Origin of the sequence: Streptomyces sp. BK340 (genome assembly GCF_007827595.1) — a bacterium.
Lineage (GTDB): Bacteria > Actinomycetota > Actinomycetes > Streptomycetales > Streptomycetaceae > Streptomyces.
This window is the reverse complement of the sequence record NZ_VISR01000018.1, coordinates 65,768-90,954: the sequence shown is the minus strand read 5'-3', so window position 1 is coordinate 90,954 and position 25,187 is coordinate 65,768. Positions and strand designations below refer to the sequence as shown.

The window sequence follows — 25,187 nt, the reverse complement described above, 5'->3', positions numbered from 1 at the left end:
CCGGCTCGATCCCGCGGCGGTCCGTGGAATTCCAGCACAGTGCCGGATCTCCAACAAGAGCCGTGTCCCGAGCTGTGACCTACGTGACGGGCTGTGAGGCCTGGGTTACCAACTGTGGAGCGCGATCCAGGCCAAAGCGGGCGTATGCGCGCGAGTCGCCCCCTGGTGTCACGTGTCCCAGTCGCCATGATCAGGAGCGGAATGACAGCTTCAGGGGGTCAATGTCCGTTTCGGTGGGGCGGGTTGTCGGCCGGAATTGACCGGTTTGCCCCTGGATTCGTGAGCAAACTCACATGCAGATCATGGGGAGTTCATGTCTGAGGCGGGGAATCGCATGTTTAGCCTGGCGCTTTACATGACAGGCGACTCTGCCAACTCCGACACGAGGCCACAGGACGTACAACGGTGAAGACGACGATGATGTTCCGCAACATAGCCAACCCGCGGCGCACGACTCTGGCGCACCTCGAGGACGCCGACGAACTGCAGACGCCCGAGCTGCCGGAGCACTCCGTCGACCTCCCTGCCCAGACGGCGAATCCGAGGCGCACGGTTCTCATGGAGATCCCGGTGACCGCGGGGGTCGCGGCCGGCGAGTAGCCGAGCGGGCACCGCACACGCACATCGAGCGCGGCCCGGAAGATCGTCGCAGGTACGACGATCTTCCGGGCCGCGCTCGTCCCCGGTGTCCGTCGCCTTCCCGAACGCGGGAGGCCCGACCGGTTAACCTGGGGCGTCAGTACGCCGGTACTCAGTGAGGGGCGCAGGATCCCGTGCGCATCGCCAGGTTCTCCATCGACGGGAACGTAGCCTTCGGCGCGGTCGAGGGCGAGAAGCAGGACGAACTCGTCCTCGACATCATCAAGGGCATCCCGTTCGCGGACTACGAGCTGTCCGGGACGAAGGTGCCGCTGAGCAAGGTCAGACTGCTCCCGCCGGTCCTCCCCAACAAGGTCGTGGCGTTCGGCCGCAACTACGCCGACCACGCCAAGGAGCTGGGCAACGAGGTGCCCGAGGCGCCGTTCGCCTTCTTCAAGCCGTCCACCTCGGTGATCGGCCCCGGGGACGAGATCCAGTACCCGTCCTTCTCGCAGGAGCTGCACCACGAGGCCGAGCTGGCCGTCGTCATCGGCCGCATGTGCCGCGAGGTGCCGCGCGAGCGGGTCAAGGACGTGATCTTCGGCTACACCTGCGCCAACGACGTCACCGCCCGCGACGTGCAGAAGCGCGAGAAGCAGTGGGCCCGGGCCAAGGGGTTCGACACCTCCTGCCCGCTCGGCCCCTGGGTGGAGACGGGCCTGGACCTCGACCGCGCGAACGACCTGACGGTCCAGCTCACGGTCAACGGCGAACAGCGTCAGCTGGGCCGTACGAGCGAGATGATCCACTCCATCGAGGACCTGATCGTCAACATCTCCGAGGCCATGACCCTGCTGCCCGGCGACGTCATCCTCACCGGCACCCCCGCGGGGGTCGGCCCCCTGAACGTCGGCGACGAGGTCGCCGTCACCATCGAAGGCATCGGCACTCTCACCAACAAGGTTGTCAAGCGTGGCTAGCGCACCAGTTCGCGTCCGATTCTGCCCCTCGCCCACCGGTAACCCCCACGTGGGCCTGGTCCGCACCGCCCTGTTCAACTGGGCGTTCGCCCGGCACCACCAGGGCACCCTGGTCTTCCGCATCGAGGACACCGACGTGGCCCGCGACTCGGAGGAGTCGTACAACCAGCTGCTGGACGCGATGCGCTGGCTGGGCTTCGACTGGGACGAGGGCCCCGAGGTCGGCGGCCCGCACGCGCCGTACCGCCAGTCGCAGCGCATGGACCTCTACAAGGACGTCGCTCAGCAGCTCCTCGACGCCGGCCACGCCTACCACTGCTACTGCTCCCAGGAGGAGCTGGACACCCGCCGCGAGGCCGCCCGCGCCGCCGGCAAGCCGTCCGGCTACGACGGCCACTGCCGCGACCTGAGCGCCGAGCAGGTCGAGCAGTACAAGGCCCAGGGCCGCACCCCGATCGTCCGCTTCCGGATGCCCGACGAGACGATCACCTTCACGGACCTGGTCCGCGGCGAGCTGACCTTCACCCCGGAGAACGTCCCGGACTACGGCATCGTGCGCGCCAACGGCGCCCCGCTGTACACGCTGGTCAACCCGGTCGACGACGCCCTGATGGAGATCACCCACGTCCTGCGCGGCGAGGACCTGCTCTCCTCCACCCCCCGCCAGATCGCCCTCTACAAGGCGCTGACCGAGCTGGGCATCGCCAAGCGGACCCCGGACTTCGGCCACCTGCCGTACGTGATGGGCGAGGGCAACAAGAAGCTCTCCAAGCGCGACCCGGAGTCGTCCCTCAACCTCTACCGCGACCGCGGCTTCCTCCCCGAGGGCCTGCTCAACTATCTGTCGCTGCTCGGCTGGTCGCTCTCGGCCGACAAGGACATCTTCGGCATCGACGAGATGGTCGCCGCCTTCGACATCGCCGACGTGAACCCCAACCCGGCGCGCTTCGACCTCAAGAAGTGCGAGGCGATCAACGCCGACCACATCCGCATGCTGGATGTGAAGGAGTTCACGGAGCGCTGCCGCACCTGGCTGAAGGCGCCGTTCGCCCCCTGGGCGCCGGAGGACTTCGACGAGGCCAAGTGGCAGGCGATCGCCCCGCACGCCCAGACCCGGCTGAAGGTGCTCTCCGAGATCACCGACAACGTCGACTTCCTCTTCCTCGCCGAGCCGGTCTTCGACGAGGCGAGCTGGACGAAGGCGATGAAGGAGGGCTCGGACGCCCTGCTGCGCACGGCCCGCGAGAAGCTGGAGCCGGCGGACTGGACGTCGGCCGAGGCCCTCAAGGAGGCCGTCCTGGCCGCCGGCGAGGCCCACGGCCTCAAGCTCGGCAAGGCCCAGGCCCCGGTCCGCGTGGCCGTCACCGGGCGCACGGTCGGCCTGCCCCTGTTCGAGTCCCTCCAGGTCCTCGGCAAGGAGAAGACGCTGGCCCGCATCGACGCGGCGCTGGCCAAGCTCTCCGCGTAGCGACGTGTTCACGGAACACGGCTGAGACAGGGCGGCGTCCGGTTCGGGCGCCGCCCTTCGCACGTCCAACGAGCGGACTCCTCCGGAGGGATGGCGGCGACCCCGGACGGCGGCGCGCTCGCCACCGCCGGACCGTCCAGCTTCGACTGGAACGTCCACCGCATCACCCCCACCGCGGACGGCGGGACCGCCACCGAGAAGGTGGCCCGGATCCAGGCCGACCCGATCCGGGTGGAGGGGTTGGCCCTCGCAGGGGGGGTGAGCTGTTCCTGGACGGCCGGCAGGGGACCGGCCACCGGCTCTGCGGCTTCGCGCTGGACGCTGCCGGGCGGCCGGCCGGACCGCAGACCCGGCGCAGCCCCGGCCTGGCCGGGTCCGACCTGCCTCACGGGTGACTCGGCCTGCCCCCAGCCGGAAGCCCTCGGCGACGGACGTGTCGCCCACCTGTTCACCGACTCCGCCGGCCACGAGTACGTGATCGAGACCGGCCTCGACACCGGCTCCCTGCCGAGCGTGCCGACGGGCGACGCCCGCGGCCGCATCGCCGGTGGCACCGGCAGCTACGTGCTCTACAACGGCGGTACGCCCGGCGTGCAGAAGATCGCCGACTTCCCGAGCGGCGCCACGTCCGGCACGGTCGCGCTCAGCCGCCACCGCACCACCGCCGCCGTCCGGGGGCAGAACCTGTGGACGCCCGGCAGCGCCAAGGGGTCGGTCACCGGCTGCGATCTGCGGAGCCCTGACCGGCACGATGACCCTCCGCTGACGGCGCGCGAAAGGCACGGTCGCTGTCATGACGATCAGAGCTGTCGTATGGGACGTGGACGACACCCTCTTCGACGCGGCATCCGTCGGGGGATAACCCCCGAACCCCCAGCCGTCTGGCGGTACGGTCGCTGTCATGACGATCAGAGCTGTCGTATGGGACGTGGACGACACCCTCTTCGACGCGGCATCCGTCGGGGGATAACCCCCGAACCCCCAGCCGTCTGGCGGTACGGTCGCTGTCATGACGATCAGAGCTGTCGTGTGGGACGTGGACGACACCCTCTTCGACTACACGACCGCGGACCGCGAGGGGATGCGGGCCCATCTGGTGGCGGAGGGCCTGCTCTCCGGGTACGGCAGTCCGGAGCAGGCGCTCGTGCGGTGGCGGCAGGTCACCGATCAGCAGTGGGCGCGGTTCTCGGCGGGGGAGGTGTCCTTCGAGGGGCAGCGGCGCGACCGGGTACGGGTCTTCCTGGAGCAGGAGCTGTCCGACGCCGAGGCCGACGTCTGGTTCCGGCGTTACATCGCTCACTACGAGGCCGCCTGGAGTCTGTTCCCGGACGTGCTGCCCACCCTGGACGCCCTCGCCGCCAGCCACCGGCACGGGGTGCTGTCCAACTCCAGCCTCACGGTCCAGGAGCACAAGCTGCGCACCCTCGGCGTGCGCGACCGCTTCGAGAGCTTGCTGTGCGCCGCCGAGCTGGGCGTCTCCAAGCCGGAGGCCGGCGCGTTCCTCGCGGCCTGCGCGGCCCTCGGCCTGCCCCCGCACGAGGTGGCGTACGTCGGCGATCACCCGGAGATCGACGGGCGGGGCGCGGCCGAGGCCGGGCTGCTGTCCGTCTGGATCGACCGCGGCGGGGTCTACGCGCAGGGTCCGGACACCGTGGCCGCACACCGGATCTCGACCCTCGCCGAACTCCCCGCGCTCGTCCGCGCGGATACCCGTTTTGGAGCCCCGTCCACCTTCGGGTAATGTTCTTCCTGCGCCGAGGGGAGCAGGCCGAAAGGCCGGAGCCCCGAGGAGCACGCTAGAACGAGAACCCCGCAGGGGGTTGAGTTCCAGTGGCCTATGGTGTAATTGGCAGCACGACTGATTCTGGTTCAGTTAGTCTTGGTTCGAGTCCAGGTAGGCCAGCTCGCAGAGCTCATCTGCAAAGCCCCCGTTGTGTAGCGGCCTAGCACGCTGCCCTCTCAAGGCAGTAGCGCCGGTTCGAATCCGGTCGGGGGTACTGATCTCGATCAACTCGAGATCGCTAGGGCCCCCGTTGTGTAGCGGCCTAGCACGCCGCCCTCTCAAGGCGGTAGCGCCGGTTCGAATCCGGTCGGGGGTACTGACTGGTCTAAACCATCATTGGTCTATGGTGTAATTGGCAGCACGACTGATTCTGGTTCAGTTAGTCTTGGTTCGAGTCCAGGTAGACCAGCTCGGGCCTGCGGAAACGCAGAGTCCACGCCCCCGTTGTGTAGCGGCCTAGCACGCCGCCCTCTCAAGGCGGTAGCGCCGGTTCGAATCCGGTCGGGGGTACAAGAGGAAGGCCCTTCGCTTCGGCGGAGGGCCTTCGTCGTGCCCGGCGCCGGCTACTCCAGGCCGTACCGCCGGATCGACTCCTCCTCCTGGGCCATCCGGTGCAGTGCCTGCTTCACCGGCTCGTTGAGGATCGCCCCCAGGATCGCGAACTCGACCTGCTCCGGCTCCGACGGATACGTCTCCATGTTGTCCAGGTCGAGGACGGCCGTCCGGTACATCAACTCGGCGTACGGCGCGAGCAGTTCCGCCCCCCACTCGTAGCCGAGCCGGCGGAACGCGGCCACCGCCACCACCAGCGAGCGGTACGCGGGGGAGACGGTCGTGAGCTGCTTGGCGTTCTCCCAGCCGAGCTCGTCCAGGAGCTTGTCGACCTCCTGGTGCGCGGCCCGGACGTACTCGTCGTCCTCGTCCGGCTCGGGCACCTGCGGCAGCGCCCACAGCGCCGCGCCCAGGCGGATCGACCGGCCGAGGGAGTCGTCGTCCACGTGCCCGAGCACCTCGCGCACCTTCGTCACCGGCACCCGGCCGACCTGGATCATCGCCCGCACCAGCCGCAGCCGGCGCAGATGCTCCTCGTCGTACTCGGCCGTCGTCGTGTTGACCTGGCGGCCCGGCGGCAACAGCCCCTCGCGCAGGTAGTACTTGATCGTCGCGGTGGACACACCGCTGCGCTCGCTCAGCTCGGCCAGCCGCATCTCTTGCGCTCCTTCTCGGATAACGGCACTATCCAAGCATCACTACTTGGATAGCTTTGCTCACCAATGAGGGGGCAGTGTCATGGTGACCCGTACGACTGCCGGCGCGGAGGGCGACGTCGTCGTCCTGCTGATCGGCATGCGCATCAACCGCTTCTGGGCGGTGCACCTGTGGCTGCCGGTGATGCTCGGGATGCTCCGCATGCTGCGGGACCTGCGGAAGGAACCCGAGCGGGGTCTGCTCAGTCATGTCCTGCTGACGGCCTCGCCGCGGACGTACTACGTCGTGCAGTACTGGGAGTCCAAGGACAAGCTGTACGCCTACGCGACGGCGTCGGACGCCTTCCACCACAAGGCCTGGGCGCGCCTCAACCGCAAGGAGCGGGCCGGGAAGCTGCGCGGGCAGGTCGGCATCTGGCACGAGTCGTACGTCGTGCCCGAGGGGTCGTACGAGGCGATCTACGGCGACATGCCCGCGTTCGGGCTGGCCGCGGCGCACGGGCAGATCCCGCTGGAGCAGCGGGGCCGGTACGCGAAGGACCGGCTCGCCCACCGCACGCAGCGGGCACCGGTGGCCGAGAAGTCCGGCTGAACAGGGTGATCGGAGGATCGAGGAGGGCCTGCCGCGGCGTTGGGGCGGGCCCTCCTCGGTGTTCCCGGAAGGCTGCCGCTCAGCCCGAGCGGCGCAGGGCCTCCGACAGGCGGCCCGCCGCGTCGATGACCGCCTGGGCGTGCATGCGGCCCGGGTGCCGCGTCAGGCGCTCGATGGGACCGGAGACGGACACCGCGGCCACCACGCGGTTGGAGGGGCCGCGCACCGGCGCCGAGACGGACGCCACGCCCGGCTCGCGCTCGCCGATGGACTGGGCCCAGCCGCGACGTCGTACGCCCGACAGGGCCGTCGCCGTGAAGCGGGCCCCCTGGAGGCCGCGGTGCAGGCGCTCGGGCTCCTCCCAGGCCATCAGGATCTGAGCCGAGGAGCCCGCCTTCATGGTCAGCGTGGAGCCGACCGGGACCGTGTCCCGCAGGCCGGACAGGCGTTCCGCCGCGGCCACACAGATCCGCATGTCGCCCTGGCGTCGGTAGAGCTGTGCGCTCTCGCCGGTGACATCGCGGAGGTGGGTGAGCACGGGGCCCGCCGTCGCGAGCAGGCGGTCCTCGCCGGCCGCCGCAGCCAGTTCCGCGAGGCGCGGGCCGAGGATGAACCGGCCCTGCATGTCGCGTGCCACCATGCGGTGGTGTTCCAGGGCCACGGCCAGGCGGTGGGCCGTGGGTCTTGCCAGTCCGGTGGCTCCGACCAGACCCGCGAGGGTGGCCGGACCGGACTCCAGAGCGCTCAGGACGAGGGCCGCCTTGTCCAGAACGCCGACGCCGCTACTGTTGTCCATGCAACGATACTCACGTCTCACTCTGTGAAACGCAAGTTCAATTTTCCGTGGAACGCGCCACCCTGGAATCACACAGCGGCCCGCAGACCAACGGGCCTGGCGGTGGACGCCCGGAATCACCACTTCAGGGGCCTCTGAAAAGGCACAGTCGCCGCTGCCTCAAGATCTCTAGTTGGGCCGGTGGACGTTTGCCGGCCGGAGGGAAAGCGATGGGTAGGACACTCGCGGAGAAGGTCTGGGACGACCACGTCGTCCGGCGCGCCGAGGGCGAGCCCGACCTCCTCTACATCGATCTGCACCTGCTGCACGAGGTGACCAGCCCGCAGGCCTTCGACGGTCTGCGTCAGAACGGTCGCCAGGTGCGCCGTCTCGACCTCACCATCGCGACCGAGGACCACAACACCCCGACCCTCGACATCGACAAGCCCATCGCCGACCCGGTCTCCCGCGCTCAGCTGGAGACGCTGCGCAAGAACTGCGCCGAGTTCGGGGTGCGCCTGCACCCTCTGGGCGACGTCGAGCAGGGTGTCGTGCACGTCGTGGGTCCGCAGCTGGGTCTGACCCAGCCCGGCACGACGGTCGTCTGCGGTGACTCGCACACCTCCACGCACGGTGCCTTCGGCGCGCTGGCGTTCGGCATCGGCACCTCCCAGGTGGAGCACGTGCTGGCCACCCAGACGCTGCCGCTGGCCCGCCCGAAGACCATGGCCATCACGGTCGAGGGCGAGCTGCCCGAAGGCGTCACCGCCAAGGACCTGATCCTCGCGATCATCGCCAGGATCGGTACCGGCGGCGGCCAGGGCTACATCCTGGAGTACCGCGGCTCCGCCATCGAGAAGCTCTCGATGGAGGCCCGGATGACCGTCTGCAACATGTCGATCGAGGCCGGTGCCCGCGCGGGCATGATCGCCCCCGACGAGACCACCTTCGAGTACCTCAAGGGCCGTCCGCACGCCCCCGAGGGCGCCGACTGGGACGCCGCGGTCGAGTACTGGAAGACCCTGAGGACGGACGAGGACGCGGTCTTCGACGCCGAGGTCGTCATCAAGGCCGAGGAACTGTCGCCGTTCGTCACCTGGGGCACCAACCCCGGCCAGGGCGCGCCGCTTTCGTCGTCCGTCCCCGACCCGGCTTCGTACGAAGACGCTTCGGAGCGCCTGGCCGCCGAAAAGGCCCTGGAGTACATGGGGTTGGAGGCCGGTCAGCCGCTGCGTTCCATCAAGGTGGACACCGTCTTCGTAGGCTCCTGCACCAACGGCCGCATCGAGGACCTGCGCGCCGCCGCGGACCTGCTGCGCGGTCGTAAAGTCGCCGACGGCGTACGGATGCTGGTCGTCCCGGGCTCCGCGCGGGTCGGTCTGCAGGCCGTCTCCGAGGGCCTGGACGTGGTCTTCAAGGAGGCCGGCGCCGAATGGCGGCACGCGGGCTGCTCGATGTGCCTCGGCATGAACCCCGACCAGCTGGCCCCGGGTGAGCGCTCCGCGTCCACCTCCAACCGCAACTTCGAGGGCCGGCAGGGCAAGGGCGGTCGCACCCACCTGGTGTCGCCGCAGGTCGCGGCCTCGACCGCCGTCCTGGGCCACCTGGGCTCGCCCGCCGACCTGTCCGACGCCCCTGCGCCCGCTGGAGTCTGAGAACCATGGAAGCCTTCACCACCCACACCGGCCGGGCCGTCCCGCTGCGCCGCAGCAACGTCGACACCGACCAGATCATCCCTGCTCACTGGCTCAAGAAGGTGACCCGGGACGGCTTCGAGGACGGGCTCTTCGAGGCCTGGCGCAAGGACGAGTCCTTCATCCTCAACCGGCCCGAGCGACAGGGCGCCACCGTCCTGGTCGCCGGCCCCGACTTCGGCACCGGCTCCTCCCGTGAGCACGCCGTCTGGGCGCTGCAGAACTACGGCTTCAAGACCGTGATCTCCTCCCGCTTCGCGGACATCTTCCGGGGCAACTCGCTGAAGAACGGCCTGCTCACCGTGGTTCTCGACCAGAAGGTCGTGGACGCGCTGTGGGAGCTGACCGAGCGGGACTCGCAGGCCGAGATCACCGTCGACCTGGAGGCCCGTGAGGTGCGCGCCGAGGGCGTCACCGCCTCCTTCGAGCTGGACGAGAACTCCCGCTGGCGGTTGCTGAACGGCCTGGACGACATCTCCATCACCCTCCAGAACGAGGGCGACATCGCCGCCTACGAGGCCAAGCGGCCGGGCTACAAGCCGCGCACGCTCCAGATCTGATCCGGATCCCCGCCCGGGTCGAGATCCGGCCACCTCAACACCCTCTCCGTACCCCCGATCGCCCCGATCGGGGGTACGGGCGTTTCTGCTCTCGAACGGCTCCGCACGTTCTCGCAGGTCCGGTCAACTCCCCACGTTACGAAGGCTGTTGCCTGGGTACGCGAGTGCTGTGAACGCGGCTTTGGCAAGTGCCCGGAAGGCCGTTTGAGGCGGCAGTTACACCCTGCGCAGGCGACAACTCGCCCCAGATGGCACAATCTGTGCATGGAACGTGACGGCCAACTCGAGCTCTATGCGGCAGTCGCGGACCAGCTGAAGGAAGCGCACACAAGAGTGCGCGCACTGCAAGTCCCGGAGGGCGTACGGATGGCGCTGAACCGGAAGCTGCTGGTCATTACGGCCGCGGCCAAGCACGACATCGCCGATGCGGCAAGGCGGCTCGAGCGGTTCACCAAGGACCTCGACGAGGGTCGGATCCCCGACGAGGACCGCTGAACAGCCCGGGACAACCGAGTCCGTTGCGGCACAAGGGTGATAAGCCCGTTTCGTGTTTGATTTGCGGTATATATCTGCCTAACGTGCGAAAAAGCTTGAACACTTTCGTTCTGGCGATGTCTCCGAAGGGGAAGACGTGAACAAGGCGCAGCTCGTAGAAGCGATTGCCGACAAGATGGGCGGCCGCCAGCAGGCCGCCGATGCTGTCGATCATGTCCTGGACGCCATCGTCCGCGCGGTCGTCGCGGGCGAGCGGGTCTCGGTCACCGGCTTCGGGTCCTTCGAGAAGGTGGACCGCCCCGCCCGCTACGCCCGTAACCCCCAGACGGGCGAGCGGGTTCGGGTCAAGAAGACATCCGTGCCGCGCTTCCGCGCGGGCCAGGGCTTCAAGGACCTGGTCAGCGGCTCGAAGAAGCTCCCGCGCGGCGGCGAGGTCGCCGTCAAGAAGGCGCCCAAGGGCAGCCTGACCGGCGGCGCTGCCGCCACGGTCAAGAAGGCCGCGGCCAAGAAGACCACCAAGGCGGCCGCGAAGAAGGTCACCGCCAAGAAGGCGGCGCCCGCGAAGAAGGTCACGGCGAAGAAGGTCACGGCGAAGAAGACCACCGCCAAGAAGACGACGGCCGCCGCGAAGAAGACCACGGCGAAGGCCGCCGCGAAGAAGACGACGGCCAAGAAGGCCCCGGCGAAGAAGGTCACCGCCAAGAAGGCCCCGGCCAAGAAGTCGACGGCCCGCAAGACCACCGCGAAGAAGGCCACTGCCCGCAAGGCGTCGTAAGTCGCCAGGGCATTCACGCGCCGGGCCGGACTCCCCTGGGGAGCCCGGCCCGCGGCGTTCTCGGGAGCCTCAGAGCGTCTGCAGGGTCACCAGCGTGATCCGCAGGCCGTCCCCGGAACCCTCCGTCTCGATCCGCACCCGCTGCCCGGGGCGCAGCAGCCGCAGCCCGCCCGCGTCGAAGGCCGCCGCGTCGAAGGGGACCGGGGTGCCGTCGTCGAGGAGCACCTGTCCGGCGCGGGTTTCGGGGTCGTACGTGTATGCGGTCGCCTGCATGACGGCCAGCGTAGTGCCTATGGCGGATCGCCGTCGGGCTGGAGGCCGTCCGTCGACCGCGGGCTCGTCGTGGCTGGTCGCGCGGTTCCCGGCGCCCCTGGGGAGTCGCGGTCCCGCCGGTTGCACGGTTGCCGCAGGCGAGCGGAACCCGCCCCCACCAGGCCCCCCGTACCGGGCACCTCACGCCCCCGGAATCAATAACCCTGCCGACGCCGCCGCCGTGTGCCTGCCCACGCCCAGGGCCAGCGCCGCGCGCAGGTCCTCACCGGTGTCCACGTCCTGGCGTACCGAATCGACCTCGGTGAGGTCGAGTTCCCGCGCGCCCGAGGTGCGGTGGCGGGCCCGGGAATCCGTGCCGAAAGCGGGCCGCAATTCCTGGTCGGGGGTCGCGGCCAGCAGCGTGGTGCCGAGGGCGGCGGCGTCCGCGAGAAAGGCGCGCGGGAATTCGGCCGCGGCACTCAGCACCCGGGACAATTCCAGCGGGCGCAGAGCCGGAAGATCGGCGTTCAGGGCCGCCACCGCGGCACCGGGTCGCATTTCCCTTACGGTGGCCGCCCCGTGCGCCAGAGCGGCGTTCAGGCCGCTTGCCGGTGCGTCCGGGACGATCCGGGCGCCCAGTGCCGCCAGCTCCCGGCCGGCCAGCGCGTCGTCCGTGACGACCACCACATCCGAGACCGCCGGACACGCCAGCGCCGCGGACACCGTGTCCTGCGCGAACGCGAGGGCCAGCCCGGGGCGCACCTCGTCGCCGGCGGTGTCGGAGAGCCTGCTCTTGGCCCGCGCCAGAGGCTTCAGGGGGATGACCAAGGTCCAGTGCACCGGCGTACCGCCCCTCTCTTGTCGCGTTCATTGTCCCCCGTGGCATCCGGCACTCCGGGATCGGGGAGGGGCGCGAAGCGCCTGGGAAGGGCGGTGGTCGGTGACAGGCGGGCGTACGGTGTTCTCGACAGACCGGCGGCCTGGGGCGACACTTGTGCGGCCCCCGGGCCCCGAGCAAGTCCTAGAGGAAGGTGTCCGCGTGTCCCGCCGCAGAATCGGGTTCTGGTACCGCTTCGCAGCGGTCCTCTGCAAACCGCCGCTGGTGGTTCTGATCAAGCGGGACTGGCATGGAATGGAACACATTCCGGCCGACGGCGGATTTATCACCGCGGTCAACCACAATTCCCACGTGGATCCCTTCGCGTACGCGCACTATCAGTACAACACCGGACGGGTTCCGCGTTTCCTGGCGAAGAGCGGACTTTTCAAGAAGGGATTCGTCGGCGCCGCGATGCGCGGCACCGGGCAGATCCCGGTCTACCGCGAGAGCACGGACGCGCTCAGTGCCTTCCGGGCCGCCATCGAGGCCGTGGAGCGCGGCGAGTGCGTCGCGTTCTACCCCGAGGGAACCCTGACCCGCGACCCGGACGGCTGGCCGATGACCGCCAAGACCGGTGCCGCCCGGGTGGCACTGCAGACCAAGTGCCCGGTGATCCCCGTCGCCCAGTGGGGCTGCAACGAACTGCTGCCGCCCTACGCCAAGAAGCCCCACCTCCTCCCGCGCAAGACCCACCACGTCCTCGCGGGCCCGCCGGTGGACCTCTCGCGCTTCTACGACCAGGAGATGACCCCGGAACTCCTCAAGGAGGCCACCGAGGTCATCATGGCCGCCATCACCCGCCAGCTGGAGGAGATCCGCGGCGAGAAGGCCCCCGCGACGCCGTACGACCCGCGCCGGGAGCGGCTGGAGCAGCGGCGCCGCACCCATGCGCAGGTGAAGCCGCAGGCGCAGGAGAACACGCAGGACAAGCAGACAGAAGGGCACGGCAAGTGAGCAAGCCTGTCCGGGCCGCCGTCATGGGTACCGGCTCGTGGGGCACCGCCTTCGGCATGGTCCTCGCCGACGCGGGCTGCGAGGTCACCCTGTGGGCCCGCCGTCCCGAGCTGGCCGAGGCGGTCAACTCGACGCGGACCAACCCCGACTACCTGCCAGGTGTCGAACTCCCGGAGAACCTGCGCGCCACCGCGGACGCCGCAGAGGCCCTGCGGGACGCGGACTTCACCGTCCTCGCCGTGCCCTCCCAGACCCTGCGCGCCAACCTCGCCGAGTGGACCCCGCTGCTCGCGCCCGGCACCGTGCTCGTCTCCCTGATGAAGGGCGTCGAACTCGGCTCCACCATGCGCATGAGCGAGGTCATCGACGACGTCGCCAAGGTCGGCGCCGACCGCATCGCCGTGGTCACCGGCCCCAACCTGGCCCGGGAGATCGCCGCCCGCATGCCGGCCGCCGCCGTGGTCGCCTGCACCGACGAGACGGTCGCCCAGCGGCTCCAGGCCGCCTGCCACACGCCGTACTTCCGGCCGTACACCAACACCGACGTGGTCGGCTGCGAACTCGGCGGCGCGGTCAAGAACGTCATCGGCCTCGCGGTCGGCATCGCCGACGGCATGGGCCTGGGCGACAACGCCAAGGGCTCGCTCATCACCCGCGGCCTCGCCGAGACCACCCGGCTCGGCATGGCGCTCGGCGCCGACCCGCTGACCTTCTCCGGCCTCGCGGGCCTCGGTGACCTGGTGGCCACCTGCTCCTCGCCGCTGTCCCGCAACCACACCTTCGGCACCAATCTCGGCAAGGGCATGACCCTCGAGGAGACCATCGCGGTCACCAAGCAGACCGCCGAGGGCGTCAAGTCCTGCGAGTCCGTGGCCGATCTGGCCCGCAGGCACGGTGTGGAGATGCCGATCGCCGAGACGGTCGTGGACATCGTGCACGAGGGCAAGCCGCCGGTGGTCGCCCTGAAGGAGCTGATGTCGCGCAGCGCGAAGCCCGAGCGACGCTGAGCGAACCCCCTGAGTCGACGCTGTATCGGGGCTCTACCAACGGGTACTCTCAACGCGATATGAGCACCGAGAACCTCCCCCAGAGCCCTGAGCAGCCGTCCCGCAAGCCTCGCGTGGCCGTCGTGTTCGGCGGGCGCAGCTCCGAACACGGGATCTCCGTGGTCACCGCCGGCGCCGTCCTCAAGGCCATCGACCGGACGAAGTACGACGTCCTGCCGATCGGTATCACCGCGGACGGCCGCTGGGCCCTGACGGCGGACGAGCCGGAGCGGATGGCCATCACCGACCGCCGTACCCCCAATGTGGCGGAACTGGCGGAGTCGGACGAGGGCGGCGTGGTGCTCCCCGTCGACCCCGCCAGCCGCGAGGTCGTCTACAGCGAGCCCGGTTCCGTGCCCAAGGCCCTCGGCGAGGTCGACGTGGTCTTCCCGGTGCTGCACGGCCCGTACGGCGAGGACGGCACCCTCCAGGGCCTTCTGGAGCTCTCCGGGATCCCGTACGTGGGCGCGGGTGTGCTCGCCTCGGCCGTCGGCCAGGACAAGGAGTACATGAAGCGGGTGTTCACCTCCTTCGGGCTCAAGGTCGGCCCGTACGTGGTGATCCGGCCGCGCGAGTGGGCGCAGGACGAGTCCGCGGCCCGCAAGAAGATCGTCGACTTCGCCGGCGAGCACGGCTGGCCGCTGTTCGTGAAGCCCGCGCGCGCGGGTTCGTCGATCGGCATCACCAAGGTCGACGACCTCTCCGGCCTGGACGAGGCGATCGCCGAGGCGCAGCGGCACGACCCGAAGATCCTGGTGGAGGCCGCGCTGCGCGGCCGCGAGATCGAGTGCGGCGTCCTGGAGTTCGAGGACGGGCCGCGCGCCTCCGTCCCGGCCGAGATCCCGCCGCCGGACGCGCACGCGTACTACGACTTCGAGGCCAAGTACATCGACTCCACGCCCGGCATCGTCCCGGCGCCGCTCACCGACGAGGAGACCGCCGAGGTGCGGCGTCTCGCGGTCGAGGCGTTCGACGCGGCCTCCTGCGAGGGTCTGGTCCGCGCGGACTTCTTCCTCACCGAGGACGGCGAGTTCGTGATCAACGAGATCAACACCATGCCCGGCTTCACGCCCATCTCGATGTACCCGCAGATGTGGCAGGCCACCGGCATCGGCTACCCGGAGCTGGTGGACCGCCTGGTGCAGGCCGCGCTGCGCCGCTCGACCGGGCTGCGCTGACCCGCACCACCGCTGTCATCGCATGGAGGCGATCCCCTCGGGGATCGCCTTCTTCACGGCCGAAGCGAGTCCGGTGAGCACCGGAGTGGCGTCCGGCCCGGACATCCCCTCGGGCAGGCTCACCTGCACATAGGCCACGCGGCTCGCGGTGGTGAACCGCCAGGTGCCGTCGCCCTGCTTCTCCATCAGCCAGTCGACGCCGTCCACCCCGCCGGCCACTGCGTCCCGGTCCCCGCCCTCGGCCACCTTCGGGTCGACCATCTTCGGCGGCCGTGCGACACCGCAGCGCAGTATGATCGCCGGGCTTCCCCAGCCCGCCGTGTAGGCGGACCGGGGCTCGGGGTCGTGACGTCCCCGTCCGTCCAGCTTCTCGGGCAGCACCCGGTGCAGATCCCGGCACACCTTCGCCGTCTTCGCGTCGGGGCTGGGAACCGCCACCGTGGCGCTGTCGTCTGCGCTTGAGCAGCCCGCGGCCGCGATCAGCAGCGCGGGCGCGAGCAGGCCGAGAGGCCGGTGACGGAAGATGTTCACCGGCCAAGCGTAGACGGGGGCTACAGATGCACGACCGGGCAGGTCAGGGTGCGGGTGATGCCGTCCACTTGCTGGACCTTCGCGACCACCATGCGACCGAGGTCGTCGACGGTGTCTGCCTGAGCGCGCACGATGACGTCGTACGGACCCGTCACGTCCTCGGCCTGGATCACTCCAGGGATCTTGGTGATCGTCTCGGCGACGGTCGACGCCTTGCCGACCTCCGTCTGGATCAGGATGTACGCCTGTACCACGGAACCTCCAGGGCGGCCACGAGGATCATGTGGGGAAAAGGAACGCCACGGTATCGCGTCGCCGCTCCTCGCGGGGAGACCTGCGGGAACCGGGCTTGCGCGCCAGGGTGCAGGCACGACAGAAGTTGACGGTCACCTCGACCGTATCGGGGACACTGATGACGCGCGACCGGGCACATGGCAAGGGACAGAAGGGGAGCAAGGGTCATGAAGGGCACTGTCGGTGAGCTAGGGGAGTTCGGGCTCATCAGGGAGCTCACCTCCCGTCTCACCACCACCCCGGCGGTCCGGATCGGCCCCGGCGACGACGCCGCGGTGATCGCCGCGCCCGACCGCCGGGTGGTGGCGAGCACCGACATCCTGCTGGAGGGGCGGCACTTCCGCCGCGACTGGTCCACGGCCTACGACGTCGGCCGCAAGGCCGCGGCGCAGAACCTCGCGGACATCGCCGCGATGGGCGCCGTCCCGACCGCGCTGCTGCTCGGCCTGGTCGTCCCGGCCGAACTCCCGGTCACCTGGCCCAGCGAGCTGATGGACGGACTGCGCGACGAGTGCCAGGTCGCCGGGGCCTCCGTGGTCGGCGGTGACGTCGTACGCGGGGACACGATCACGGTGTCGATCACCGCGCTCGGCGATCTGCGCAACCAGGAGCCGGTGACCCGCGCCGGAGCCCAGCCCGGCGACCTCGTGGCCGTCACGGGCTGGCTGGGCTGGTCAGCGGCCGGCTATGCGGTGCTCTCCCGCGGCTTCCGCTCCCCGCGCGCCTTCGTCGAGGCCCACCGCCGCCCCGAGCCGCCGTACCACGCGGGTCCGGCCGCCGCCGCGCTCGGCGCGACCGCGATGTGCGACGTGAGCGACGGACTGATCGCCGACCTCGGGCACATCGCCGAGGCCAGCAAGGTCCGTATCGACATCCGCTCCGGGGCGATCGACATTCCCACGCAGATGAACGACATCGGGCAGGCCGTGGGCGTGGACCCGCTGCAGTGGGTGCTGACCGGGGGAGAGGACCACGCGATCGTGGCCACCTTCCCGCCGGACGCCAAGCTGCCGGCCCGCTGGAAGGTCATCGGCGAGGTCCTCAACCCCTCGGCGCTGCCCCAGGTGACGGTCGACGGGGCGCCCTGGACCAGCAAGGGCGGCTGGGACCACTTCGGGGACATAGAGTCGTGATTCCCCGGGTTCTCACGGTGGCCGGCTCCGACTCCGGCGGCGGCGCGGGCATCCAGGCCGACCTGAAGACCATGCTGGCGCTCGGCGTGCACGGGATGAGCGTGATCACGGCCGTGACCGCGCAGAACTCCGTGGGGGTGCAGGGCGCCTGGGAGCTGCCGGCTCAGGCCGTGCGGGCCCAGTACCGCAGTGTCGTGGACGACATCGGCGTACAGGCCGTGAAGACCGGGATGCTGGCCTCGGCCGAACTGGTCGAGGCGGTCGCCGAATTGATCTCCGGCACGAACGCGCCGGCCGTGGTGGACCCGGTCGGCGTCTCCAAGCACGGCGACCCGCTGCTGGCCGCCTCCGCGCTGGACTCGGTCCGCACGAAGCTCCTCCCGGCGGCGACCGTGGCGACGCCGAACCTCGACGAGGTGGCCCAACTCACGGGGGTCCACGTCGAGTCCGAGGACGACATGCGACGCGCCGCGGCGGCCGTGCTGGAGTACGGGCCGCGGTGGGTGCTGATCAAGGGCGGTCATCTGTCCGCGGACGCGGGGCGGACGGGCCGGAACGAGGCAGTGGACCTGCTGACGGACGGCTCCGCGGAGCACTGGCTGCGAGCACCCCGCCACGACAACCGGCACACGCACGGCACGGGCTGCACACTCGCCTCGGCGGTCGCCTCGGGACTGGCGAAGGGGCTGGCCGTGCCGGAGGCGGTCACGGCGGCCAAGGAGTACGTCACCGGGGCGATCGCCGCCGGGTTCGCGCTGGGAGCGGGGATCGGGCCGGTGGATCACGGGTGGCGGTTCAGGAACTGAGCCGTTCAAGGACTGAGTCGTTCGGCGCCCGGGCGGTTCAGGAACGGAAGCGGGCGCGGGTACGGCAAAAAGCCGGTCCACCCTCAGGTGGACCGGCTCTGTGCAGCGGACCAGGCAGTGGCCGCGCGCGGATGGGGTCCCCCAGCCCGAGCGAACTCGAGAGTGGGGGATGTAGCGTCAGCGCGAGACCTTGCCGGCCTTGATGCACGAGGTGCAAGCGTTCACGCGCTTCGGCGTCCCGCCGACCACGGTACGCACACGCTGGATGTTCGGGTTCCAGCGACGGGACGTACGGCGGTGCGAAAACGAGATGTTGTTGCCGAAGCCCGGCCCCTTGCCGCAGACGTCGCAGTTGGCAGCCACGGGTCACTCCAAAGACTTCAGATGCACTTACGGATAATCCCGGCTTGCCGGGATCGAGATCGTAGGATCAGAGATCTTGGTGGCGTTGCCAGGGGAACGGCCCGATGTGGATCGGGCAACCGGAGCAGCATACAACGACTGCGCCAGCACAACGAAACTACCATGGCAGCTCAGGGGCCCGCTCCCGGCCCTCTTCCGGAGCACACCACTGCGGGGTCTACGCTGCGTCCACGTCCAGCGAGTCAGGGAGGCGCAGGTGGCGCAGGTGCCGCAGACATTCTTCGATGCTCTCGCGGTGCGCGCCTGGTGCGGTCTGGCGCTGGGGGCGCTGGGACGGGCGCGCGAGGAGATCGACGCGATCAATGTCTATCCCGTGGCCGACGGGGACACCGGGACCAACCTCTACCTGACCCTGGAGTCGGCGGCGACCGCCGTGGAAGCCGTGTTCGCCGGGTACGGGACGGGGACGCAGGAGCCCTCGCTCGCGGACGCCGTGCACGCGATGGCCCACGGCGCGCTCATCGGGGCTCAGGGCAACTCCGGGACGATCCTCGCCCAGCTGCTGCGCGGCATGGCCCAGGTCCTTGCCGAGGCGAAGTCCGGTGACGGGTCCCGCATCGACGGCGCGGGGCTGCGGCTCGCCCTGCGGCAGGCCGCCGACTCCGCCCGCGAGGCCGTGGCCCACCCGGTCGAGGGCACCGTGCTGACGGTCGCCTCGGCCGCGGCGGACGCCGCCGAGGGAGCCGAGGGCGACTGCGGGACGGTCGCGAGGGCCGCCTACGAGGGCGCCAGGGCGGCCCTGGCGGCGACTCCGGGGCAGCTGGCCGTGCTGGAGCGGGCCGGGGTGGTCGACGCGGGCGGCCGGGGGCTCGTGGCCGTGCTGGGGGCGCTGGTGGAGGCGTGCACGGGGGAGCCGGTGCGCGAGGCCCCCAAGGCACCGGAGGCCGTCCCCGTGGCCGCGGCCGTCTCCGACGCACCCGCGCGCGCGGGTGCCGTCTGCGCGGCGGACCTGTGCGCCGAGGGCGCCGAGGACGGCGGACCGGCCTACGAGGTGATCTATCTCCTGGAGGCCGGCGACGAGGCCGTGGCCCGGCTGCGGGAGCGGCTCGACCCCCTCGGGGACTCCCTCGTCGTGGTCGGCGGCGACGGGCTGTGGAACGTCCACGTGCACGTCGACGACGCGGGCGCCGCCGTGGAGGCGGGCGTCGAGGCCGGCCGGCCGTACCGGATCCGGATCACGCACTTCGGGCTCGGCGACGTGCACACCGGCGGCGAGCGGCCGCCGCGGGAGCGGGCCCAGCGGGCGGTCGTCGCCGTCGTGCCCGGTGAGGGCCTGGCGGGCCTGTACAGCGAGGCCGGCGCCACCGCCGTCCTCGCGCGCCCCGGGGAGCCGCCCGCCAGCGGGGAGCTGGTGCAGGCCGTACGGCGGGCCCACGCGCGCGAGGTCGTGCTGCTGCCCAACGATGCCGAGCTGCGGCACACGGCCGCCGCGGCCGCCGAGCAGGCCCGCACCGAGGGCATCCGGGTCGCTCTGATCCCGACCCGCTCGGCCGTGCAGGGCATCGCCGCGCTCGCCGTGCACGAGCCGGAGCGCCGCTTCGACGAGGACGTCGTCCAGATGACCTCGGCGGCGGGCGCCACCCGGTACGCCGAGGTCGTCGTCGCGGAACGGCAGTCCTGGACGACGGCCGGCATCTGCCAGGCCGGGGACGTCCTGGGCCTGATCGACGGGGACGTGGCGGTGATCGGGCCGGACGTCACCGCCACCGCCGAGACCGTCCTGGACCGCATGCTCCAGGCCGGCGGCGAGCTGGTCACCCTCGTCGTGGGCGACGAGGCGCCCGAGAGCGTCGCCGACCGCCTGGAGGCACGCGTGCGCGATGCCTACCTCGCGGTGGACACGGTGGTGTACCGGGGCGGCCGGCAGGGGGCGCTGCTGCTCATCGGCGTGGAGTGATCCGGCCGCGGGTCAGTCCCCGGCCCGGTCCAGCCGGAGCATCCGCGCAGCCTCCGCCCGCCGCTCCTGCACGGTCTCGTCCGTGTCGTCCGCGCCTTCACAGGCCGCGAGCACGACGCGCGCGCGTGCCACCGCCTCGGCGCGGCGGCCGAGCTCGGCCGCCAGCCGGCCCGCGGCCAGCTCGGCACCGGTACGGCCGTGCAGCCCCTGCGCGCCGAGCGTGCCGAACACCGCCGACGCGCGGTCCAGCTGGGCCACCGCGGCCTCGTACGCGTCCTGGATCACCCCGGCTTCCCCTTCGTCCTCCTCGGCCGCCGAGCGGGCCAGCAGGTCGCCGAACTGGCGGTGGGTGTTGCCGAGTTCCGCGGAGAGCTGCTCCCGGACCGCCGGGTCCGCCGCGCTCTCCCGCGCGCGCTCGCAGGCGAGCACCGCCTCCGTCATCAGCTCCCGCGCACCCTCCGCCCCGGCCTCGCCGCGCAGCGCCAGCCAGCCGCGGGCGCGCAGCGAGCGGACGAGGAAGTGCGGGTTGCCGAGCGAGCGCCACAGCTCGCCCGCGCGTGCGTAGGCCTGATCGGCCTCCTCCAGCAGCCCGGCGTTGCTCAGGGACTCCGCGGCGAGATGGGCGAGCGTGGCGTGGTCCTGCTGCTCGGGCCAGTCCCGGGCGATCTCGGCGGCCCGCAGCCGGTGTCCGGCCGCCTCCCGGTGCTCACCCAGCTCGCTCAGGCAGTCCCCGAGCCACCACCGCGCCTGTACGACGGCCCCGTCGCCGTGCGTCTCGGCGGACAGGTCGGGCAGTACCGACTCCAGCACCTCGGCGGCCTCGGCGCACCGCCCCCGGCGCAGCAGGAAGCCGCCCAGCTGGTGCCGCGCCCAGGCGCCCAGCGTGGCGCTCTCGCCCGCCTCGTCGGCCCAGTGCGCTGCCTCCAGGGCCTGCTCGGCCGCCTCCACGACCTCGTCCCGGAGGCCGAGCACCTCGGCGAGCTGGAGATGCAGCTGGGCCCGCCCGGCGGGCTCCACGTACGGCCCCCCGTGCTCCAGGGCGGCCCGCAGCGCCCGCTCGGCCCCGGCCGCGTCGCCGAGCTGATGCGCCAGCGCCGCGATCTGCACCTCGTACTCCACCGCGAACCACGGCAGCCCGGCGCCCACGTACTCGGCGGCGGCCTGCCGGAACAGGTCCGCCGTCCGCTCGACGTCACCGGACTCCCCGGCCAGCTCGGCCAGCATCGTCCGTGCCTCGGCGGCCCGCGCGGCCAGGCGTATGTCGTCGCCCGCCCGCCCGTCCACGAGCGCCAGCACCTCGAGCACGGCCCGCTCCGCCGCGGCCCGGACCTCCCGGCCCGCCGTGCCCTCGGTGCCCTCGTGCACCCTCCGCATCAGGATGCGCGCCCGGCTCATCACCACCGACGCCGTCTGCCGCACTCCGGTGGCGTCCTCGGCGTACAGCGCGAGGGCCTCGTCGTACAGCGCGGCGACCGTGGCCAGGGCCTCGTCCACCTCGCCCGTCAGCGCGCGGAAGTACGCCCCGCGCGCGCGTGCCGCCAGGGCCTCGCCGGGGTCGCCCGCCTCCGCGTACAGCGCGGCGGCCCGTTCGAACAGGGCGATGCCCTCGGGGCCCTGGGCCATCGCCTCGTGGTCGGCTATCTCGGCGCGGTCCCGGGCGTCCAGCGCGGTCCCCTCGGCGGCCCGTGCGACCGCCGCCCAGGCCTCCAGGGCGTGCGGCTGCAGGGTGTCCGACGCCCGGCGTGCCTCGGTGAGCAGGGCGGACAGGTCCGGCTGCCCGGGAACCGCGGACTCCTCGGGCGCCGGTGGCGGGACCACGGGCCGCGGCGTGGTGCGCGCCGTGCGCACGCCCAGCGGCAGCCGGTCCACCAGCGGGCGCTGGGCCATGCGCGCGCGGACGCGGTCGCCGACGTACGACGTGCCGTTGCGCTCGTCGAACCGCCCGGCCAGTTCCAGTGCCTCCGCGCGCGCGTGGGCGGCCAGTTCCCGCGCCGTCCAGGACCGTCCGGCGGGCCCCGGTACCTGCCGCTCGCCGAACCCCAGCTCGGTCAGCCGGTCCGTCAGCAGCGTCACCACGGCCATGAAGTCCAGCCGGCTGCGCGGCTGCCCGGTGTCCGTGAAGTACGCCGGCCGCTGCGCGAGAAGCTCCAGACCGCGCGCCTCGTTGCCGGTGAGCGCACAGAACTCCACGTGGTCCGCGTAGGCGCCCCGCATGCTCTCCATGGGGCGTACGAGGCGGAAGCCCCGCAGATGGTGGGCGCGGGCCTCGTCCGGGCGGCCCAGGCGCAGCAGGGGAGCCAGCGAGGAGGCGAGGACCGTGTGCGGCTCGTGGGCGCAGCTGTACTCGCCCTCCAGCACCGGCCGCCACAGACCCAGTGCGTCCTCGTCCCGGCCGCGCCTGACCTGCCAGGTGCCCTGCCCGTGCAGCTCGCAGGCGTGGCAGTCGGCCATCCGGTCCCGGTCCGCGGCCAGCCAGGCCCCGTACGCCCGCTCCGCGCGCTCCAGGTCGCCCACGTGCGCCGCGACACTGAACTCGGCGCTGCGCACCGCCCGTTCGGAGTGACCGGCGAGGCGGTAGCGGCGCTCCATCTCGCCGAGCCACTTCTCGATCGAGGCGAGCGGGATGTGCGGCTGGTCCAGCATCCCCGCCGTCACCCACTTGAAGACCCAGTGCAGCGAGTGCGCCTCGTACTCGTCGAAGTCCTCGGGCCGTTCGTCCCACAGGCGCAGCAGCCGCGCGAACGGGACGAACATCCGGTCCTTCTCGGAGCTGTAGTTGTAGACCTTCAGCTGGTGCCCGAGCGCCTCGATCACGGCGAGCGGGATGTTCAGCCGCTCGGCCTCGGCGAGCAGCTGTTCCGCGCGCGCGTTGCGCGCGGGACCCTCCGGCTGCTCGGAGTTCTCCGCAATCGCCCGGCGCAGCGCGTCGAAGTCGGTGCCTCCGTCGATCTCACCCATCAGCGACCGTTCTCCCCGTGTGTGGCCCACTCCAGGAGGCCGATGAACGCCCGGTTGAGCAGCGCCGAGTCGGCGGGCCTCAGCGGCCGCTGCGCCATCAGCAGCGCCTGCCCGTACAGCGACTCGGTGGCGGTGCCGATCAGCTCCGGGTCCCGCAGCGAACTGATCCTGCGGATCAGCGGGTTGAGATGGTTGAGCACCAGACGCGCGCGCGGAGCGCTGCCGCGCAGCGAGCCCAGGATGCCCGCCCACAGGTCGTCGGCCTGCTCCTCGGCCTCGGCCCGCGCCTGCTCGTGCCGGGCCGCCCGGTCGTCCAGGTGCAGCGCGGGCACGGACAGCGGGTGGAACGCGCGCAGCACGACGTCACAGCCCAGCGGGTCGAGCTTCGCGCGCGCGGCCGCCAGGAAGCCGGACAGCGCCAGCTCCTCGGCCGGGTCCACCGCGTCGAGGTGCGCGGTCACGGTGTCCGCGTCCAGCTCGGCGACCACCGTCCCCGGCCGCACCGACGGCAGCGCCTCGACCAGCTCGCTGTCGTACGTGTAACCGCCGTTGACCACCCCGACGCCCTGCGCCGAGGCGATCGGCGCCACCTGCCGGTACTCCTCGACCGTCCGCGTGAAGTGCACCACCGGGTGCCGCTGCGCGAACTCCTCCAGGGACAGCTGCCCGTCGGTCGTCTCGAACGGCAGCCACGGCAGCATCGTGCGCAGCATGTCGCCGTCGTGCCGGGCCAGCGACTTCACCCCCAGGTGGTGCACGGCGAGGAACGCGGCCAGCCGCTCCGGATCGCCTGCCGCGAGCCCCGTGAGCCAGGACCGGATCCGCTCGCCGAGCGCCTCCCGCACCGCCGCCAGCGTCTCGTCCTCGTACAGCGACTCGCGCGAGGCCGTGGGCCGCAGGCTGTCGGTGTCCAGGACGCAGCGCACGAAGAACGCCCAGTCGGGCAGCAGCTGTTCGGCCCGCTCGGTCAGCAGCATGCCCTTCAGGTGCACGCGGTGGGTGGCCCGCTGGGCCGGGCTGACCGCCGACGGCAGCACGTACGCCACCCCGCGGATCCCGGCCAGCGGCACATCCAGATCGATCGAGTCCAGCGGGGTGAAACCGAAGAGTTCGTGGCAGTGCCGGGCCAGCGCCACCTTTCGCGTCGCGGGACTCGGATAGGCGCGGTCCCAGGGCGCCGGGAGGTCCGTGACCGCCTCCTCGCCCACCCGGACGTCGTACGGCAGCAGCGAGCCGAAGTCCCGGGCGAGGGCGCGGACCCGCTCGGGCGCCAGCCACTCGGCCGCGCCGGCCCGGGCCACCAGGTGCACGGTGGTGCCCGGCTCGGGCCGCTCGGCGTCGGGCAGCGTCCGCACGGTGTACGAGCCGTCGTCGCCGGCCGTCCACTCCACGGGCGGGGCCTCGGGCGTACGGGCGCTGCGGCTGACCACCCGGATCCGCTCGGCGACCACGAAACAGGCCAGCAGGCCGATGCCGAACTGGCCGAGGAAGCCGGACCGGGCCGCCTCCAGACCGTCCGCCCGCTTGGAGCTGCGGCCGATCGTCGCCAGCAGGCTGTGCACGTCCGACTCGGTCAGCCCGATGCCGCTGTCCTCCACCCGCAGGGCGCCGTCCGCGGCGTGCAGGCGCACCCGGGCCGGGGCATCCGGATCCTCGGCCCGGCGGGCGGTGATCGCGTCCACCGCGTTCTGCAGCAGCTCGCGCAGGTAGACCTTGGGGCTGGAGTAGAGGTGATGGGAGAGCAGGTCCACCAGACCACGCAGGTCGACCTGGAACGTGTGAGGTGACTGGGATACCTGGGATGACTGTGAGGTCTGGGAGTCCATCGTCGCAGCGCCGGTGGGGGGAGCCTGCCTTCGGCGCGGGGTCGGGCGGTCCCGGATGGGGCGGTGACCGCGGGGGATGGCCGGAGCGCGTCATCCTAGG

At 71.4% G+C, this 25,187-nt stretch carries 25 protein-coding genes and 5 tRNA genes; 20 read left to right on the top strand and 10 right to left on the bottom strand.

Annotation, left to right across the window (positions count from 1 at the left end; all coding sequences use genetic code 11):
* The first annotated feature begins 405 nt into the window (after positions 1 to 405).
* From FB157_RS28250 to gltX, 3 genes are all read left to right on the top strand, one after another.
* A complete protein-coding gene (locus FB157_RS28250; protein ID WP_145883480.1) occupies positions 406 to 600 on the top strand; it encodes a hypothetical protein in 195 nt (64 codons plus the stop codon).
* A gap of 173 nt (positions 601 to 773) precedes the next feature.
* The gene (locus FB157_RS28245) at positions 774 to 1,559 is read left to right on the top strand and encodes a fumarylacetoacetate hydrolase family protein (RefSeq protein ID WP_145883479.1); all 786 of its coding nucleotides are present in this window, start codon (positions 774 to 776) and stop codon (positions 1,557 to 1,559) included.
* Positions 1,543 to 3,027 carry a glutamate--tRNA ligase gene (gltX, locus tag FB157_RS28240; protein ID WP_145883478.1) on the top strand — a complete coding sequence of 495 codons (1,485 nt, stop codon included), beginning with the start codon at positions 1,543 to 1,545 and terminating at the stop codon, positions 3,025 to 3,027. The genes FB157_RS28245 and gltX overlap by 17 nt, the downstream gene beginning before the upstream one ends.
* A gap of 569 nt (positions 3,028 to 3,596) precedes the next feature.
* Here the strand turns inward: gltX and FB157_RS47475 are convergent.
* Positions 3,597 to 3,746 (bottom strand): hypothetical protein, encoded by a 150-nt coding sequence (locus FB157_RS47475; RefSeq protein ID WP_186581711.1) that lies wholly within the window; start codon positions 3,744 to 3,746, stop codon positions 3,597 to 3,599.
* A 290-nt stretch (positions 3,747 to 4,036) separates the two neighbouring features.
* Between FB157_RS47475 and FB157_RS28235 the strand changes: the two genes are divergently transcribed.
* The 6 genes from FB157_RS28235 (at position 4,037) to FB157_RS28210 (ending at position 5,320) form a co-directional block, all read left to right on the top strand.
* Positions 4,037 to 4,768, top strand: coding sequence for an HAD family hydrolase (locus FB157_RS28235; RefSeq protein ID WP_145883477.1), 732 nt, complete (start codon positions 4,037 to 4,039; stop codon positions 4,766 to 4,768).
* Positions 4,769 to 4,858: 90 nt separating this feature from the next.
* Positions 4,859 to 4,930, top strand: a tRNA-Gln gene (locus FB157_RS28230).
* 21 nt (positions 4,931 to 4,951) lie between these two features.
* Positions 4,952 to 5,024 (top strand) — tRNA-Glu (locus FB157_RS28225).
* Between the two features lie 29 nt (positions 5,025 to 5,053).
* A tRNA-Glu gene (locus FB157_RS28220) sits at positions 5,054 to 5,126 on the top strand.
* A 21-nt stretch (positions 5,127 to 5,147) separates the two neighbouring features.
* Positions 5,148 to 5,219 (top strand) — tRNA-Gln (locus FB157_RS28215).
* Positions 5,220 to 5,247: 28 nt separating this feature from the next.
* Positions 5,248 to 5,320 (top strand) — tRNA-Glu (locus FB157_RS28210).
* 53 nt (positions 5,321 to 5,373) lie between these two features.
* On the opposite strand, the gene FB157_RS28205 is transcribed toward FB157_RS28210, so the two are convergent.
* The gene (locus FB157_RS28205; RefSeq protein WP_145883476.1) at positions 5,374 to 6,018 is read right to left on the bottom strand and encodes a MerR family transcriptional regulator; all 645 of its coding nucleotides are present in this window, start codon (positions 6,016 to 6,018) and stop codon (positions 5,374 to 5,376) included.
* An 82-nt stretch (positions 6,019 to 6,100) separates the two neighbouring features.
* On the opposite strand from FB157_RS28205, the gene FB157_RS28200 reads away from it, so the two are divergent.
* Positions 6,101 to 6,610 (top strand): DUF4188 domain-containing protein, encoded by a 510-nt coding sequence (locus FB157_RS28200; RefSeq protein WP_145883475.1) that lies wholly within the window; start codon positions 6,101 to 6,103, stop codon positions 6,608 to 6,610.
* Between the two features lie 79 nt (positions 6,611 to 6,689).
* Here the strand turns inward: FB157_RS28200 and ndgR are convergent, their stop codons facing one another.
* On the bottom strand, positions 6,690 to 7,406 hold the full coding sequence (gene ndgR / locus FB157_RS28195; protein WP_145883474.1) for an IclR family transcriptional regulator NdgR: 717 nt from the start codon (positions 7,404 to 7,406) through the stop codon (positions 6,690 to 6,692).
* Between the two features lie 209 nt (positions 7,407 to 7,615).
* Between ndgR and leuC the strand changes: the two genes are divergently transcribed.
* The 4 genes from leuC to FB157_RS28175 all read left to right on the top strand — a co-directional run bounded on the left by leuC (position 7,616) and on the right by FB157_RS28175 (position 10,909).
* On the top strand, positions 7,616 to 9,040 hold the full coding sequence (gene leuC, locus FB157_RS28190; protein ID WP_145883473.1) for a 3-isopropylmalate dehydratase large subunit: 1,425 nt from the start codon (positions 7,616 to 7,618) through the stop codon (positions 9,038 to 9,040).
* A 5-nt stretch (positions 9,041 to 9,045) separates the two neighbouring features.
* The gene (gene leuD, locus FB157_RS28185; RefSeq protein WP_145883472.1) at positions 9,046 to 9,639 is read left to right on the top strand and encodes a 3-isopropylmalate dehydratase small subunit; all 594 of its coding nucleotides are present in this window, start codon (positions 9,046 to 9,048) and stop codon (positions 9,637 to 9,639) included.
* 264 nt (positions 9,640 to 9,903) lie between these two features.
* A complete protein-coding gene (locus tag FB157_RS28180) occupies positions 9,904 to 10,134 on the top strand; it encodes a hypothetical protein (RefSeq protein WP_145883471.1) in 231 nt (76 codons plus the stop codon).
* 136 nt (positions 10,135 to 10,270) lie between these two features.
* Complete coding sequence (locus FB157_RS28175; RefSeq protein ID WP_145883470.1) at positions 10,271 to 10,909, top strand: HU family DNA-binding protein; 639 nt, start codon at positions 10,271 to 10,273, stop codon at positions 10,907 to 10,909.
* Between the two features lie 69 nt (positions 10,910 to 10,978).
* Here the strand turns inward: FB157_RS28175 and FB157_RS28170 are convergent, their stop codons facing one another.
* Both FB157_RS28170 and cofC read right to left on the bottom strand, forming a co-directional pair.
* Entirely contained in the window at positions 10,979 to 11,182 is a 204-nt protein-coding gene (locus FB157_RS28170; RefSeq protein ID WP_145883469.1) for a hypothetical protein, read from the bottom strand.
* A gap of 180 nt (positions 11,183 to 11,362) precedes the next feature.
* Entirely contained in the window at positions 11,363 to 12,001 is a 639-nt protein-coding gene (gene cofC / locus FB157_RS28165; protein ID WP_145883468.1) for a 2-phospho-L-lactate guanylyltransferase, read from the bottom strand.
* 199 nt (positions 12,002 to 12,200) lie between these two features.
* Between cofC and FB157_RS28160 the strand changes: the two genes are divergently transcribed.
* Genes FB157_RS28160 through FB157_RS28150 form a run of 3 tightly spaced genes read left to right on the top strand, consistent with a single transcriptional unit; the run spans position 12,201 to position 15,219 of the window.
* The gene (locus tag FB157_RS28160; protein WP_145883467.1) at positions 12,201 to 12,995 is read left to right on the top strand and encodes a 1-acyl-sn-glycerol-3-phosphate acyltransferase; all 795 of its coding nucleotides are present in this window, start codon (positions 12,201 to 12,203) and stop codon (positions 12,993 to 12,995) included.
* Positions 12,992 to 14,002, top strand: a complete 1,011-nt coding sequence (locus FB157_RS28155; RefSeq protein WP_145883466.1) for an NAD(P)H-dependent glycerol-3-phosphate dehydrogenase — start codon at positions 12,992 to 12,994, stop codon at positions 14,000 to 14,002. The genes FB157_RS28160 and FB157_RS28155 overlap by 4 nt, the downstream gene beginning before the upstream one ends.
* Before the next feature lie 59 nt (positions 14,003 to 14,061).
* Positions 14,062 to 15,219 (top strand): D-alanine--D-alanine ligase family protein, encoded by a 1,158-nt coding sequence (locus tag FB157_RS28150; protein ID WP_145883465.1) that lies wholly within the window; start codon positions 14,062 to 14,064, stop codon positions 15,217 to 15,219.
* A gap of 15 nt (positions 15,220 to 15,234) precedes the next feature.
* Here the strand turns inward: FB157_RS28150 and FB157_RS28145 are convergent, their stop codons facing one another.
* Both FB157_RS28145 and FB157_RS28140 read right to left on the bottom strand, forming a co-directional pair.
* A complete protein-coding gene (locus tag FB157_RS28145; protein WP_145883464.1) occupies positions 15,235 to 15,750 on the bottom strand; it encodes a DUF3515 domain-containing protein in 516 nt (171 codons plus the stop codon).
* 20 nt (positions 15,751 to 15,770) lie between these two features.
* Entirely contained in the window at positions 15,771 to 16,004 is a 234-nt protein-coding gene (locus tag FB157_RS28140) for an Lrp/AsnC family transcriptional regulator (protein WP_031138109.1), read from the bottom strand.
* A 207-nt stretch (positions 16,005 to 16,211) separates the two neighbouring features.
* Here FB157_RS28140 and FB157_RS28135 point away from each other — a divergent pair, with 207 nt between their 5' ends.
* Together FB157_RS28135 and thiD are read left to right on the top strand one after the other, a co-directional pair.
* Positions 16,212 to 17,177 (top strand): thiamine-phosphate kinase, encoded by a 966-nt coding sequence (locus tag FB157_RS28135; protein WP_145883463.1) that lies wholly within the window; start codon positions 16,212 to 16,214, stop codon positions 17,175 to 17,177.
* Positions 17,174 to 17,983, top strand: coding sequence for a bifunctional hydroxymethylpyrimidine kinase/phosphomethylpyrimidine kinase (thiD, locus tag FB157_RS28130; protein WP_145883462.1), 810 nt, complete (start codon positions 17,174 to 17,176; stop codon positions 17,981 to 17,983). Before FB157_RS28135 ends, thiD begins: the two co-directional genes overlap by 4 nt.
* Positions 17,984 to 18,160: 177 nt before the next feature.
* On the opposite strand, the gene rpmB is transcribed toward thiD, so the two are convergent.
* Entirely contained in the window at positions 18,161 to 18,346 is a 186-nt protein-coding gene (gene rpmB, locus FB157_RS28125; protein ID WP_009190838.1) for a 50S ribosomal protein L28, read from the bottom strand.
* Between the two features lie 256 nt (positions 18,347 to 18,602).
* On the opposite strand from rpmB, the gene FB157_RS28120 reads away from it, so the two are divergent.
* Positions 18,603 to 20,303: a DAK2 domain-containing protein gene (locus FB157_RS28120; RefSeq protein WP_145883461.1), complete on the top strand. Its 1,701-nt coding sequence runs from the start codon at positions 18,603 to 18,605 to the stop codon at positions 20,301 to 20,303.
* A 12-nt stretch (positions 20,304 to 20,315) separates the two neighbouring features.
* Here FB157_RS28120 and FB157_RS28115 read toward each other — a convergent pair whose 3' ends face one another.
* Entirely contained in the window at positions 20,316 to 23,261 is a 2,946-nt protein-coding gene (locus FB157_RS28115) for a tetratricopeptide repeat protein (RefSeq protein WP_145883460.1), read from the bottom strand.
* Positions 23,261 to 25,087, bottom strand: a complete 1,827-nt coding sequence (locus FB157_RS28110; RefSeq protein WP_145883459.1) for an HSP90 family protein — start codon at positions 25,085 to 25,087, stop codon at positions 23,261 to 23,263. The genes FB157_RS28115 and FB157_RS28110 overlap by 1 nt, the downstream gene beginning before the upstream one ends.
* Between the last annotated feature and the right edge of the window lie 100 nt (positions 25,088 to 25,187).